The organism is Achromobacter sp. E1 (assembly GCF_037039475.1).
Lineage (GTDB): Bacteria > Pseudomonadota > Gammaproteobacteria > Burkholderiales > Burkholderiaceae_B > Achromobacter > Achromobacter mucicolens.
In genome coordinates, this window is sequence record NZ_CP146253.1 from 593157 (window position 1) to 607306 (window position 14150).

The window sequence follows — 14150 nt, forward strand, 5'->3', positions numbered from 1 at the left end:
ACCGCACCGGACTCGAGCAATAGAAATCTGACGGCCGGCGGGGTGGTCGGCGTGCTTGGCATTTTTGTGCAGAGACTTTCTGGCTAGAAGCATCTTGCGTTGCCCGTCTCCGTTCGGCCGCGCGGGCGGCCTCCGGAGACTTACGCGGCGTCTTGCGGCGTGGTGATGACGCTTCGCGCGTAGGTGCGTGCATCTCACCAGGTGTCTGACACCCGTATAGACGGCCTTCAAGCTTGAAGGAGCGCTTCAGGGGTGTCAGACACCTTTGCGATAGTGGTCAGCACCCGCGCGATAACGGCACCAGTCGCCGCTAATCGTCACTTGAACTCAAGTGCCCGATGGGCGGCGCGAACAGATCGGCAAGCTGTGGCAACCCGTCGCCGCGCCGCCCATCACCGCCCACCCCCAACGTGAGGCGGACCATTAGCAAACCAATCACCGCCAGCGCGAAGCGCACCCCCTCGCGACGTCCCACCGACCCGATGCCGATTGCCGCCGCCCGGGCGGCAGCAATTCGGCGGCCCCGCAAATTCCCTTCCCCGACCACAGGTCTTGTAGCGCGCAAACCAAAGACCCTGGCAGCACGGCGTCGCGGGCACCGTGGGTGCGAGCGCCGTCGATGCGCCCGAGGGAATCTGAAGGGAGCCGAAGGCGGACGAAGATGACGACGGGGCAGTCCGGAGCGAAGGCTCCGGACCGCAATCGTGGGCGATCGTGCCCACGGTGACCGCGGCGTCGGGCGACCTACGAAGACGGTATGCGACCTACGAAGACGGTATGCGACCTACGAAGACGGTATGCGACCTACGAAGACGGTATGCGGCCTACGAAGACGTTACGCGACCGACGAAAACCAACCGCGACCTACGCAGATTCCCCTTTAACTTCGCCCACAAACCGACAATCCAACTCCAGAGACAACTCATCCATCCCCAGAATATCCACTTCAACAGCCGTCCCCCGCTCAAACTCAGGCATCCCACCCACCCGAGTCACCAGCGGCGCATTCGCAAACCGCACGAGATCCTCGCGCAGCACATGCGCCACCGTCCGCGTCACGCCGTTCTGTTTCAGCCAGCGCAGGCACCAGTAGCGTTCCATTGCGCTCTGGAACTCGGCCCAGGCGGCGTATTGCGCGTCGAAGGCGCCGATGATGGCGAACAGGTCCGCGTCGCGCGGCTTGAAGGGGGCGATCAGGCGGGCGGATACGCCGTGTTCCACCGCGGCGATCAGCTGCCACTGGTTGACCAGGTCGACATAGCGGCGCAGCGGCGACGTGCTCCACGCGTATTGCGGGACGCCGATGGCTTCGTGCGGCAGCGCCTGCGTGCTCATGCGCACGCGGCCCGCTTGTTGCGAGCGGTAGATGCCGGGCACGCCGTGCTGGTTCAGCAGGCCGCCCCACAGGTTGTTGGCCAGGATCATGTACTCGGCGACCATGCGGTCCAGCGGCGCGTTGCGCTGGCGCGGGACCAGGCGTACGGGCGTGTCGGGATCGTCGGGGTTGCCGTCCAGATAGAAGCTGTATTCGACCCGGGAGTTGTTTTCCGGCTTGCCGCGCACATTTTCACGTTGCGCCGACAAGGCCTGGGCCAGCTTCCAGAGCGGACGCAGCCAGTGTCCGTAGGGCAGATCGGCCGCCGGGTCCGCGAGGCTTGCCTCGGTGACCTGGGTGTCCAGCATGTTGTGGCGCAGGTTTTCGCGCACGACGATGCGTTCCAGGCGGGTTTCCGATTCGATGACTTCGCCGGTTTCGGAATTGGCGATGACGTACAGCGACAACGCGGGCACTTCGCGGCCGGCGTCCAGGGAGAACGCCTGGATGACGCTGTCCGGCTGCATCGGGATCTTGTCGCCGGGCATGTAGACGGTGGACAGGCGGGCGCGGGCCAGCTTGTCCAGTTCGCTGTCGCGGGTGACGGACAGGCCCGGCGCGGCGACGTGGATGCCGACGCGCACGCGGCCGTCCGGCAGGGTCGAGACCGACAGCGCATCGTCGATTTCCGTGGTGGTGACGTCGTCCACGGAGTAGATCTCGGCATCGGCCAGCGGCAGTTCGCGGTCGATGGGGGGCAGTTCCACGTCGGGGAAGGCCAGTCCGCGCGGGAAGTTGACGGCCAGGAAGCGGCGCTTGTGCAGCGCGAGCGCGTGCGGCCAGGCGCCCAGTTCGAGCAGCAGGCGGTCCGGGGTCTTGCCCAGCTTGGCGCATGCGGCGTCCAGCGCCTTCCATTGCTGCGAGTTCTTGTCCGGGCGGATCAGCAGCGATTCGGCGGCCTGCGCGATCGGCTCGGGCAGACGGCCGGCGGCCATTTCGTCGACCCATTCCTGCTGCTGCTCGGCCTGACGCTGCTTCTTTTCCAGCGCGGCCAGCGCGGCGGCCAGGATGTCGGGCGGGGCAGGGCGGTAGCGGCCCTTGCCGCGGCGATGGAAGTAAGCCGGCGCGCCGTGCAGGCGCATCAGTAGCGCGGCCTGTTCGACGGGCGTGGGGGCGTGGCCGAAGTAATCGGCGGCCAGGGCGGGCGAGTCGAATTCTTCCTGCGGCGCGCATTCCCACAGGAATTGCAGGTCCAGCGTCTCGGCCGTGGCGGCCGCCTGGCTCATCAGGGCCGCCGGGTCCGGCGAGGCGAAGTTGAACAGGGTGTTGGCGCGCTTGATTTTGCTGCGCTTGCCCGATTCCGACTCCACCTGCAGGCTGGCGTCGGTCTCGGACAGGATATGGCCGGCCTTGAAGCTGCCGTCGTCTTCGTAAAACACATACATGGTGGGGATCGTCCTGGGCGGCGGCCTTGCGCCGCCTTGCGCAGCTTTAGGGGTGTTGAAAGTCGATATTGATTATCAAGGGCGTACCGGCTTGCCGCCTAGGGCGAACTCAAGCACTTCGGGCATCCAGTCCGCGAAATCGGACAGGCCGTGGTCGCTGCCTTGCACGATACGCTGGCGGCAGCCTGCGTACCGGTCGCGCATTTCGCGCCAGTCCAGCACTTCGTCGCCCGTTGCGGCGACCAGGAAATACCGGTCGGGCTGCGTGATGCGCGGCGCATGGATGGCGGCCAGTTCAGCCACATACTCGGGCAAAAAAACGAACGGCGCGCCGGAATGATACATGTGGTGCTCGCCGACCTGGGTGGCAAGGTCGCGCGCGGCGTTGACGGCAGGGTTCAGCAGCACGGCCTTGCAGCCCAGCTGCTCGGCGATCCAGGTGGCATAGAAACCGCCCAGCGACGAGCCGATGACGGTCAAGTCGCGCGGCGCGGCGGCGTTCGCCAGCCGGTCGCGCGCCATGCCCATGGCCAGGTCGATCGCTTCCCGCGGGCTGGCGGGCAGTTGCGGGCAGGCCCAGGCCTCGTTCAGGCCGCGCTCGGCCATGGCGCCCGCCATCATGCGCGCCTTGAAGGAATCAGGCGACGACCGGAAACCGTGTAGATAGAGAATCATTGCTTGCTGTTTCCGTCTGCGTTGCGGGAGGCCGCCCGTAGTCGGCCTTGGAGCCGGTCGGGCGGGCCTGCCAGTTCCGGCTGGACCCGCGCGATCGGCCGGCGGCGGATTCAGCCGCGCGCCTGCAGCGCGTCCAGCAGCTTGCCATGAATGCCGCCAAAGCCGCCATTGCTCATGACCAGCACCTGGTCGCCCGGGCGGGCGGCGCCGGCGACTGCGGCCACGAGCGCACCGATGTCATCGTAACTGGAAGCCCGGCCGCCCAGGGGCGCGAGCACCTCGTCCGGGTTCCAGCCCAGCGCATGCTTGCCCTCGTTGGCGCCAAAGCAGAACACCAGGTCGGCGTCTGCCAGGGCCTCGGGCAGACGGGCGGCCATGGTGCCCAGCTTCATGGTATTGGAACGCGGCTCCAGCACGGCCAGGATGCGCGCGGCGCCAATCTGGCGGCGCAAACCTTCAAGGGTGGTGGCGATGGCGGTGGGGTGATGGGCAAAGTCGTCATAGACCTTGATGCCGTTGACCGTCCCGCGCAGTTCCATGCGGCGCTTGACGCCACCGAAGCGGGTGAGGGCGTCGATGCCCTGTTCGGCCGGCACGCCGACGTGCTCGGCGGCGGCCAGGGCGGCCAGCGCGTTCATGCGGTTATGTTCGCCCGTCAGCGTCCAGCGCACCGTGCCCGCAAGCTCGCCGGCGCGGGTGACTTCAAAGGCGCCGTCCGCGTCGGGCGGCGAGGCCTGCCAATGGCCGTCGGCCCCGAACGTGACGGTATCGGACCAGCATCCTCGCGCAATCACGCGATCCAGGGCGTCCGAGTGCGTTGGCCGGACGATGCGGCCCGACCCGGGGATCGTGCGCACCAGGTGGTGGAACTGGGTTTCGATGGCAGCCAGATCGGGGAAGATGTCGGCGTGATCGTATTCCAGGTTGTTCAGGACGGCGGTCCGGGGGCGGTAGTGGACGAACTTTGACCGCTTGTCGAAGAATGCCGTGTCGTATTCGTCGGCTTCGATCACGAATGGGCGGCGTGCCGGATCGTAGCGGGCGGAAACGTGCAGGTCCTGCGCCACGCCGCCGATCAGGAAGTTGGGCGCCAGGCCCGCGGCTTCCAGCACCCAGGCCAGCATCGAGCTGGTGGTGGTCTTGCCATGCGTGCCGGCGACGGCCAGCACATGCGCGCCCGGCAGGATGTTGTCGCCCAGCCATTGCGGACCCGACACGTAGCGCGCCCCGGATTCCAGAATGGCTTCCATCAGCGGATTGCCGCGGCTGACCACGTTGCCGATGACGTAGAGGTCCGGCTTGAGCGCCAATTGTTCCGCGCCGAAGCCTTCGATCAGTTCGATCCCCTGTTCGGAAAGCTGGGTGCTCATCGGCGGGTACACGCCCGCGTCGCAACCCGTGACTTTGTGGCCGGCGGCGCGCGCGATCAGCGCCAGCCCGCCCATGAAGGTGCCGCAGATGCCAAGAATGTGCAGGTGCATTGATAAATCTCCTGCCCTGCATTGTATATATAGCGCCGCGACAAGCCGGCGCCGTGCCGGTGCGGCGTAAAACGGCCGCAACGGTTATCATCGCGCCATGAATCGACGCCTACTTCTTTCCGCCGCCGTGGCCGTGGCCGCGACTGTCGCGGGCGGCTACACGCTGATGGGACGCAAGTCCCAGGACGCCGCGGCGCCAGCCGACGCCGGCGATCCGGTGGCCGCCCTGAAGCAGATGAAGCTGCCCGATCTGGCCGGCGCTTCGCATTCGCTGGACGGCTGGAAGGGGCAGCCCATCGTGGTCAATTTCTGGGCCACGTGGTGCGCGCCGTGCGTAAAGGAAATGCCCGCGCTGGATGCCTTGCAGAAAAAATACCCGCATGTGCGCTTTGTCGGCTTCGGTGTCGATACTGCAGCCAACATGCAAAAATTTGTCGAGAAAGTACAGGTTTCGTACCCGCTATGGGTGATTGGCGCTGGCGCCATCGATACCCTGCGTAAATTGGGAAATCCCAGCGGGGGCTTGCCTTTTACTATCGTTTTCAACGCAGATGGCAGCATTAACCGGAAGATATTGGGTGAAGTCCAGCCCGATGACCTGGATCGCACGCTGGCGGCCCTGAAGGCGTAAGTCTGTTGGACAAATAGTAGGAATTGGCGTAAAAAGCTGGTTTATCGGCTGTTTTGCCAACAATTGGCAATCCACAATTTGGCACGCGCATGGCGCAAAACATACTGGTATTGCATGGCCCGAACCTGAACCTGCTTGGCACCCGGGAACCTCATATCTACGGCAGTCTTACCCTGGCCCAGATCAATGAGCGTCTCGAGTTGCTCGCGGGCGAATTGGGCGCCACGCTGACTGCGTGGCAAAGCAATCACGAAGGTGCGCTGGTTGACCGCATTCAGGCGGCACGGCAGGACGGCACGGACTTCATCATCATCAACGCAGCGGCATACACGCACACCAGCGTCGCAATTCGCGATGCGCTGGCCGGGGTCGCGATCCCATTTATTGAAGTACATTTGTCCAATCTGTATAAGCGAGAGCCGTTCAGGCATCACTCTTATCTGTCCGACTTGGCGCAGGGCCTGATCAGCGGCCTGGGCGCGGACGGCTACGAGGCCGCGCTGCGATACGCAGTGCGGCACTGATCTCGCACCAAATTCAACGCTTTTACATCTTATACGGCGCGAACCCGACGCTGGGGCGACGCCGACACTATCTCGGGAAGCAGCTTCTATGGATCTTCGAAAACTCAAAACCCTGATCGACCTGGTGGCTGAATCGGGCATCGCCGAGCTGGAAATCACCGAAGGCGAAGGCAAGGTCAGAATCGTCAAGTTCTCGCAGACCCTGCAGCCGGTGGCCTACCACCAGCCCGAAGCCGGCGTGCCCGCCGCGCCCGTGGCTGCCGCCGCGCCCGCCGCCGCACCGGCCGCGCCCGCTGCCCCGGTCATTCAAGGCCACGTCGTGAAGGCCCCGATGGTCGGCACGTTCTACCGTTCGCCGAACCCGGGCGCCGCCCCGTTCGTCGACGTCGGCGCCACCGTCAAGGAAGGCGACCCGCTGTGCATCATTGAAGCCATGAAGCTGCTCAATGAAATCGAAGCCGACAAGGCCGGCGTCATCAAAGAAATCCTGGTCGAAAACGGTGAGCCCGTCGAGTACGGTCAACCCCTCTTCGTCATTGGCTGATAGCTGAACATGTTCGAAAAAATCCTGATCGCCAATCGGGGCGAAATCGCCCTGCGCATTCAGCGCGCCTGCCGCGAGCTGGGCATCAAGACCGTGGTCGTCCACTCCGAGGCCGACCGCGAAGCCAAGTACGTGCGCCTTGCCGATGAATCCGTGTGCATCGGGCCCGCGCCGTCGCGTGAAAGCTACCTGAACATGCCGGCCATCATCTCGGCCGCCGAAGTCACGGATTCCGAGGCAATCCACCCGGGTTACGGGTTCTTGTCCGAAAATGCCGACTTCGCCGATCGCGTCGAGAAGAGCGGCTTCGTGTTCATCGGCCCGCGTCCGGACACGATCCGCCTGATGGGCGACAAGGTCAGCGCCAAGCGCGCCATGATCGAAGCCGGCGTGCCGGTGGTGCCGGGTTCGGAAGGCGCGTTGCCCGAAGATCCGCAGGAAATCCTGCGCACTGCGCGCGAAGTCGGCTATCCGGTCATCATCAAGGCCGCAGGCGGCGGCGGTGGCCGCGGCATGCGCGTGGTGTACACCGAGGCCGCGCTGCTCAATGCCGTCACGATGACGCGTTCCGAGGCAGGCGCCGCGTTCAACAACCCGGAAGTCTATATGGAGAAGTTCCTCGAGAACCCGCGCCATATCGAAATCCAGGTGCTGGCCGACGGCGGCCGCAATGCGGTCTGGCTGGGCGAGCGCGACTGCTCCATGCAGCGCCGCCACCAGAAAGTGATCGAAGAAGCGCCGGCGCCCGGCATTGCCCGCCGCCTGATCGAGCGCATTGGCGATCGCTGTGCCGACGCCTGCCGCAAGATGGGCTATCGCGGCGCGGGCACGTTCGAATTCCTGTATGAAAACGGCGAGTTCTATTTCATCGAAATGAACACCCGCATCCAGGTCGAACACCCGGTCACCGAACTGATCACGGGCATCGACCTGGTGCAGCAGCAGATCCTGATCGCCGCCGGCGAAAAGTTCACGCTGCGCCAGCGCGACATCGCGTTCAAGGGCCATGCGATCGAATGCCGCATCAACGCGGAAGATCCGTTCCGTTTCGTGCCCAGCCCCGGCCGCATCACGAACTGGCACACGCCGGGCGGTCCTGGCGTTCGCATCGATTCGCACGCGTTCAACGGCTATTTCGTGCCGCCGAACTACGATTCGATGATCGCCAAGGTCATTACTTACGGCGACACGCGTGACCAGGCGCTGGCCCGCATGCGCATCGCGCTGTCGGAAATGGTGGTGGAAGGCATTTCCACCAACATCCCGCTGCATCGCGAAATGCTGCAGGACGCCCGCTTCATCGAAGGCGGCACCAGCATCCATTATCTGGAACACAAGTTGGCGCAGCGTCCCTGACCGACTTTGGGGCCTCACGGCCCCTTTTGCGTTTTGCCTTGTAGATGTTTTAAGGTTGATCGGGCCGCGGCGCATGCCGCGGCCCGTTGACCAGATGGAAGAGAAATTATCATGCGTGAACTCGTGCTCCATTGCTCGGAGGCGCAGGCCGAAGCGTTGTCGGATGCGTTGCTCGAAGCCGGCGTGCTGTCGGTCTCCGTCGAAGACGCCGACTTCGGCACCGACGTCGAGCGTCCCCTGTTCGGCGAGCCCGGCACCGAGCCCGACGTCCAGGCCTGGGACCGCAACCGCGTCGTCGCCTTGCTGCCGGACGGAGCCGATCCCGCGCAGATCATGGAAGAAGCCGCGCAATCCGGAGAGCTCGAAGCGTCGGTCTTTGACGGCTGGAGCCTGCGCGACGTGCCGGACGCCGACTGGGTGCGCCTGACGCAATCGCAGTTCGGCCCGATCCACATTGCCGAGCGGCTCTGGATCGTCCCCAGCTGGCATCGCGACAATCCCGACGTGCCGGGCCTGGACGCCGCGGCCGCGCCCGACCAGGACGGCGCCATCCATATCGAACTGGACCCGGGTCTGGCCTTTGGCACCGGCAGCCATCCGACCACGCACCTGTGCCTGGCCTGGCTGGAAGCCGAGCTGCCTGCCGGCGCGACCGTGCTGGACTATGGCTGCGGATCGGGCATTCTGGCCATCGCCGCGCGCAAACTGGGCGCTGGCCCCACGCAGGCGGTCGACATCGACGCGCAGGCGGTGCAAAGCACGGCCTTCAACGCCGAGGTCAACAAGGTCGAACTGCAGGCCATGCTGCCCGATGCGCTGGCCGACGGCACGTTCGAAGTGGTTGTCGCCAACATCCTGTCCAATCCGTTGAAGGTGCTGGCGCCCATGTTGGCCGGCCGCGTCGCCGCGGGCGGCCATCTGGTGCTGTCGGGCGTGCTAGAACGTCAGGCCGAGGAAGTCGCCGCCGCTTACGCGCCATGGCTTGCCATGTCGGTCTGGCGTGCGCGCGACGGCTGGGTGTGCCTGCACGGCCGCAAGCCTTAAGCTGCGGCAGCAGGAGCACGCCTCATGGCTCTGACCACCCGCTGCCCGCAGTGCGGCACGTCTTTCAAGGTGGTGCCCGACCAGCTTCGGGTCCGCAATGGGTTGGTGCGTTGCGGCGCCTGCTCCACCGTGTTCGACGGCCGTGCGTGTCTGGTGTCCGCGCCGGGCGCGCCTGTTGTAGCGACAGCGCCGGCCAGTGCGCCGCTGCCGTCTTCCGCCGCGGCCGTCGCCGCGCCGGTGCTGGCCGCGCCCGAGCCGCACCCGCCCGCCGCCCCGATTCCTGAACCCGCCTACGCGCCGCCCGCCATCCCGGCGCGAGCGCCAGCAGCCGCGCCGCCCAAGCCGCCCGCGCCAGTAGTTGCGCCGGTCGCGCCGCCCAAGGCGTCCGAGCCCCAAGAGCCACGTATCGTCCTGCCTTGGGAAGACGAACCCGAGGCGCCGCCCGCGCGCATGGTCCGGTCCGCACCCACGATGCCGTCCGCGGCGGCGGTTCCGCCCGCCGTGCTGCGTGGCCGCGATGACATTCGCAAGCGCACCGAGCCGCAAGCCGCCGCCGACGACGACATCGAAGACGACGATTACGCCGACGATGACGGCGAGCCGTTCCTGCGCGCGCCCGAGCCACCCCGCGCCGCGCCCGCGCACCCGCTCCCGGCGTATCGACAAGACCCCATCGTTGCCCGCCGATCGGACGAGCCGACGCTGGATTGGCGCTCCGGCCGCGCATCAACCGGCGAGCGCAACAACCTGTACAACGATCCGCGCGAAGATCTGCGCGATGACCGGCACGACGACCGGCACGACGACACTTACGACGACGCGTACGACGACGTGCGGGACCTCGAGCGCGACGACGAATACGATCAAGACGACGACCGGAATGCCGGCGTGCACGAGCCGGTGCTGGGCGACACCCGCACGCGTTACTCCAGCGCCACGGACGTGGGCCGGGCGCCGCCCGAATTCCTGGACCAGGACCGCATCGAGCGCAGCGGCCTGGTGCGCAAGCTGTGGGGCTACGCCTGCCTCGTGGGCCTGATCGCACTGGCGCTGCAACTGCTGTACGCGTATCGCACCGACATCGCCAACTCCGTGCCGGCGCTGCGCCCAGCCCTGGAAGCCGTCTGCAAGCCGCTGGACTGCACCGTCGGCTACGCGCGCCGGCGCGATCTCATCAGCATTTCCTCGTCGTCGCTGCAGCCGCCAACGGGCGCCGCCGCCATCGACGATGGCCGTACCCGCCTGGTGCTGACCGTGATGCTGCACAACCGCTACGACAAGCCGCAATATTGGCCGGCGCTGGTGCTGGAACTGAATGACCTGTCGGATACGGTGGTCGTGCGCAAGGTGCTGATGCCCGAAGACTACCTCACGCCGCAGCAGCTGGCCGGCCCGTTCGGCCCGCAAGGCGCCCTGAAGATTTCCGTCCCCATTGAAGTGACCGGCGTTCAGGTCAATGGCTACCAACTCGACAAGTTTTTTCCGTAAAGGATGACAAGCATGGCAACCCCTGTTCTGGTCTGCGGTTCGATGGCGTTCGACACCATCGCGGTGTTCGAAGGACGCTTCAAGGAACACATTCTTGCCGACCGCATTCAGTCGCTGAGCGTGTCGTTCCTGGTGCCCAGCATGCGCAAGGAGTTCGGCGGCTGCTCGGGCAACATCGCCTACAACATGAACCTGCTGGGCGGCAAACCCGTGCCGGTCGCCACCGTTGGCGAAGACGCCGGCGAGTACATGCAGCGCCTGTCGGACCTGGGCGTCGACGTCAGCCGCGTCAAGGTCATCCCCGACACCTTCACTGCGCAGTGCTTCATCACGACGGACCTGGACGACAACCAGATCACCGCGTTCCACCCGGGCGCCATGTCCTTTGCCGCGCAGAACGACCTGAGCGACGCCGACGCCGCCTGGGCCATCGTCGCGCCGGATGCGAAGGAAGGCATGTTTGCCCATGCCGAGCGCCTGAACAAGCGCGGCATCCCCTTCATTTTCGACCTGGGCCAGGCCATGCCGCTCTTTGACGGCCCGGACCTGGAGCGCATGCTCAAGCTGACCCAGGCGCTCACGGTCAACGACTATGAAGCCGGCGTGGTCGAGCAGCGCACCGGCCGCAGCGTCGCGGACATTGCACGTTCCCTGCAGGCCGTCGTCGTGACGCGCGGCGCCGAGGGCGCCACGCTGCACACCGAAGGCAAGACCATCCAGATCGAACCGGTGCGCGCCTCGCAGGTGGTCGATCCCACGGGCTGCGGCGACGCACAGCGCGGCGGCCTGCTGTATGGCCTGACCAGCGGCTGGAACTGGGAAGACAGCTGCCGTCTGGGCAACGTGATGGGCGCCATCAAGATCGCCTCGCGCGGCCCGCAAAACCACGCGCCCACGCGTGCCGAGATAGACGCCGTGCTGCACGCCACGTACGGCATCCATCTGCCCGCCTGACCGTAAAAGGACTCCCGGGAACCGGCGCACGCAGCACGGGTCGAAGGCCAATCCATGCGCAATGGCAACGGGCTGTAGCCCGTTGTTTCCCGGCCCGTTTTGCAGCTTCTGGCGGAGGGTTTCAGTCTGTTGCTGGCGCACTTGCCGGGCGTTGCGCTCGGAGTATCATCAGTTACCGTCGGCCGTGCCCGAATGAGGAGTCCAAATGAATCATATAAAGTCTATTTCCCTGGTGACGCCGCGCACTGGCCGCTGGTTGGCTGTCGCGGCCGTGGTGACGTCGATGGCCGTGCTTGGCGGTTGCGCCAATCGCAGCGCATCCAGCGGTGTCTATAGCTACGATCAAGCACAGCGCGAACAGATCGTCCGCACCGGTACGGTCACTGGCGTGCGTCCCATCGTCATTCAGAACGACAAGTCCAGCGGCGTCGGCATGGTGGCCGGCGGCGCGCTGGGCGGTGTGGCCGGTAACGCAATCGGTGGCGGCACGGGCCGCACGATCGCCACGGTGGGCGGCGTCATCCTCGGCGCCCTGGCCGGCAACGCCGTCGAAAACCGCGCGCAGACGAACTCCGGCCTGGAGATCACGGTGCGCCTGGACAACGGCGAAACGCGTGTCGTCGCTCAGGAAGCCGACGTGCCCGTCAGCGTGGGCCAGCGTGTCCAGGTCATCAGCGGCGCCGGTCCGACCCGCGTCACGCCGATGTAATCCGCGCGACCGATTGAAAAGGTCGCTGTACGAAAAGCCCGCGCAAGCGGGCTTTTTTTCATGGCGGCGGCCGCCGCCTGGAATCAGGGTCAAATGCAGCAGGAGGCCGTCACGTAAAAATATGTCGCTCGCCCACAACGCGGCCCCCCGGATTTACCCGCGAACGTTACCTTTCCCAGCCTTTTCTCGCCATTTCCACCATAAGTTTCATGGCGATTCGACGGCCGAAGTGCAATGATTGCGACGGCGCGGCAGTCCGGATTTAATGTAACCACGTGCATCCGGCGGCCGTTCTGGCTGGCTGGAATTTTTCAGTTTGGTTTCAGCTGTTTTCTGTATCCTCAGCGCCTGAAATCCCGGGGCGGGGGATGGTTTGCCGAACAGGCAACGTTACGCTGCAAGATCTATGCACACCGAGCAAGAACTCCACACCAAGATCGGCGAGATCGTCGAGTCGATCGTCATGAAGAAAGTCACCCCCGACACGCAACTGATTGCCACCGGCCTGGTCGATTCGCTCGCCGCCGTGGACATCACGCTCGCGGTCGAGTCCGAGTACGGCTGCAGCATTCCGGCTCCCGAAATCGCAGAGCACCTTCAGTCGGTCCGCGTGCTTGCCGGCTATGTCGCTGCCCATACTTCGTAATACCCGGTTCCTGTCGCACGTCGCTGCGGCAGCGACGGCGGTGGCGTTGGCGGTAGGCACGTATTGCGGCGCGGATGACCTGCTCAGCCGCGTCGTCAACCCGGCGTCCTCGCCCTCGGCCCTGGCGGCCAACAAGAGCAATTACCTGCCCAACCTGGGCCCCGACTGGGGCACCCAGCACGTCAACCTGAACCGTCTGGGCAATGCCCTGAGCGACGGCACGCTGGTGGTGCTGGGATCCTCGGAGCTCTCCAGCCACGACCTGCGTTTCGTCCCCTACCGCTTTTTCCCGGAAGAGCTGAAGGTGCCGACGCTCGCTTACGGCCATGCGATGTTCCAGTCGTATGGCATCGTCAGCGTGCTGGAATCGGTGGCCGATTCGCTTACGCCCAACACGCGGCTGGTCATCATGCTGTCGCCTGCGTGGTTCGCCTCCGGCGGCCAATTGCCGCGCAGCGCATTTGCCGAGCACGTCACCGGCCCGGTCTGGGACCGGCTGTGGGACCAGCCCAGCACGCGCGAGCAGATGCAGAACTGGATCAGCGACAACGCGAACTGGGGCCTGCTGTGGCTCATCGCCAACGGCCAGGTCTCCGAGCTGAAGGACAAGCTGGCGTTGTGGTGGCAAGCCCGCAAGGAACCGGCGCCCGACAAGCCGCGCAGCAAGTTGTCGGTGCCCGCGCACCGGTACGTGTCGTGGCCGATGTCCGCCCGCCTGAATGCCGGGCAGTGGTCCCGGATCACGCACGAAGCGCGCGAGGTCGAACGCACCCTGGGCGGCAACAATCCCTACGATGTGCGCGACGACTACTACCAGCAATATCTGGCGCCGCTGTATTCGCCGGCGCGCAACGAGTTCGCGGATGTCGATCCGATCACGCGCACCGAGCTGGGCGACCTGTCGCGTGTGATGGCCTTGCTGCAAAAGCGCAAGGTCAAGGCGTACTTCGTCATCCAGCCGTTCAACCCCAAGCTCATCCTGGACGTCGAACGGTTCGACCCCGTGGTGGCCGCCATCACCGGCATGTGCACCCGCTATCAGATGGGGTGCCTGGATCTCTACAGCATTCCCTTCGAGCCGGGGATGCTGCGCGACGACATGCACCTGGCCGAACTCGGCTGGGCCATGGCCGATCAAGGCATTGCGGAGTATTTTTCCCGATGAAATTCTTTCGTAAAGACGAAGCCCGCAATGCGGGCGCGCCCTGGGCGCGCCGCTTCTTCTGGCATCTGTGCCTGTACGTGGGCGTGATCCTCGTGTTCGTGCTGCAGGCGCAGCCCACGACGGGCAGCGGCGGACCGATCAAGGTCGAATTCCAATACCAGCAGTTCTGAGCG

The 14150-nt window shown here is 65.4% G+C and carries 14 protein-coding genes; 11 read left to right on the plus strand and 3 right to left on the minus strand.

Translation table 11 applies throughout. The features are described from left to right. Positions 1-864: 864 nt before the first annotated feature. The 3 genes from V6V88_RS02645 to mpl form a co-directional block, all read right to left on the minus strand. On the minus strand, positions 865-2760 hold the full coding sequence (locus V6V88_RS02645; RefSeq protein WP_223574178.1) for a ribonuclease catalytic domain-containing protein: 1896 nt from the start codon (positions 2758-2760) through the stop codon (positions 865-867). A gap of 75 nt (positions 2761-2835) precedes the next feature. Continuing rightward, positions 2836-3435, minus strand: coding sequence for a YqiA/YcfP family alpha/beta fold hydrolase (locus V6V88_RS02650; RefSeq protein WP_062841574.1), 600 nt, complete (start codon positions 3433-3435; stop codon positions 2836-2838). Between the two features lie 110 nt (positions 3436-3545). After that, positions 3546-4916: a UDP-N-acetylmuramate:L-alanyl-gamma-D-glutamyl-meso-diaminopimelate ligase gene (gene mpl / locus V6V88_RS02655; RefSeq protein WP_338617634.1), complete on the minus strand. Its 1371-nt coding sequence runs from the start codon at positions 4914-4916 to the stop codon at positions 3546-3548. A gap of 97 nt (positions 4917-5013) precedes the next feature. Between mpl and V6V88_RS02660 the strand changes: the two genes are divergently transcribed. From V6V88_RS02660 to V6V88_RS02710, 11 genes are all read left to right on the plus strand, one after another. Beyond that, positions 5014-5547, plus strand: a complete 534-nt coding sequence (locus V6V88_RS02660; protein WP_223574180.1) for a TlpA disulfide reductase family protein — start codon at positions 5014-5016, stop codon at positions 5545-5547. Positions 5548-5636: 89 nt separating this feature from the next. Beyond that, positions 5637-6071, plus strand: coding sequence for a type II 3-dehydroquinate dehydratase (gene aroQ / locus V6V88_RS02665; RefSeq protein ID WP_056327805.1), 435 nt, complete (start codon positions 5637-5639; stop codon positions 6069-6071). A gap of 88 nt (positions 6072-6159) precedes the next feature. Beyond that, complete coding sequence (accB, locus tag V6V88_RS02670; RefSeq protein ID WP_063951929.1) at positions 6160-6615, plus strand: acetyl-CoA carboxylase biotin carboxyl carrier protein; 456 nt, start codon at positions 6160-6162, stop codon at positions 6613-6615. Positions 6616-6624: 9 nt separating this feature from the next. Continuing rightward, a complete protein-coding gene (gene accC / locus V6V88_RS02675) occupies positions 6625-7971 on the plus strand; it encodes an acetyl-CoA carboxylase biotin carboxylase subunit (RefSeq protein ID WP_056327807.1) in 1347 nt (448 codons plus the stop codon). Between the two features lie 111 nt (positions 7972-8082). Beyond that, positions 8083-9015 carry a 50S ribosomal protein L11 methyltransferase gene (prmA, locus tag V6V88_RS02680; protein WP_338617639.1) on the plus strand — a complete coding sequence of 311 codons (933 nt, stop codon included), beginning with the start codon at positions 8083-8085 and terminating at the stop codon, positions 9013-9015. 24 nt (positions 9016-9039) lie between these two features. Next, positions 9040-10503 (plus strand): DUF3426 domain-containing protein, encoded by a 1464-nt coding sequence (locus tag V6V88_RS02685; protein ID WP_338617642.1) that lies wholly within the window; start codon positions 9040-9042, stop codon positions 10501-10503. A gap of 12 nt (positions 10504-10515) precedes the next feature. Then, positions 10516-11457: a carbohydrate kinase family protein gene (locus V6V88_RS02690; protein ID WP_338617645.1), complete on the plus strand. Its 942-nt coding sequence runs from the start codon at positions 10516-10518 to the stop codon at positions 11455-11457. 205 nt (positions 11458-11662) lie between these two features. Continuing rightward, positions 11663-12166, plus strand: coding sequence for a glycine zipper 2TM domain-containing protein (locus V6V88_RS02695; protein ID WP_056327811.1), 504 nt, complete (start codon positions 11663-11665; stop codon positions 12164-12166). Positions 12167-12572: 406 nt separating this feature from the next. Then, on the plus strand, positions 12573-12812 hold the full coding sequence (locus V6V88_RS02700; protein WP_008159625.1) for an acyl carrier protein: 240 nt from the start codon (positions 12573-12575) through the stop codon (positions 12810-12812). Continuing rightward, positions 12790-13977, plus strand: coding sequence for a D-alanyl-lipoteichoic acid biosynthesis protein DltD (locus V6V88_RS02705; protein ID WP_280003019.1), 1188 nt, complete (start codon positions 12790-12792; stop codon positions 13975-13977). Before V6V88_RS02700 ends, V6V88_RS02705 begins: the two co-directional genes overlap by 23 nt. Beyond that, positions 13974-14147, plus strand: a complete 174-nt coding sequence (locus V6V88_RS02710; RefSeq protein ID WP_128829895.1) for a hypothetical protein — start codon at positions 13974-13976, stop codon at positions 14145-14147. The genes V6V88_RS02705 and V6V88_RS02710 overlap by 4 nt, the downstream gene beginning before the upstream one ends. The last annotated feature ends 3 nt before the right edge of the window (positions 14148-14150 follow it).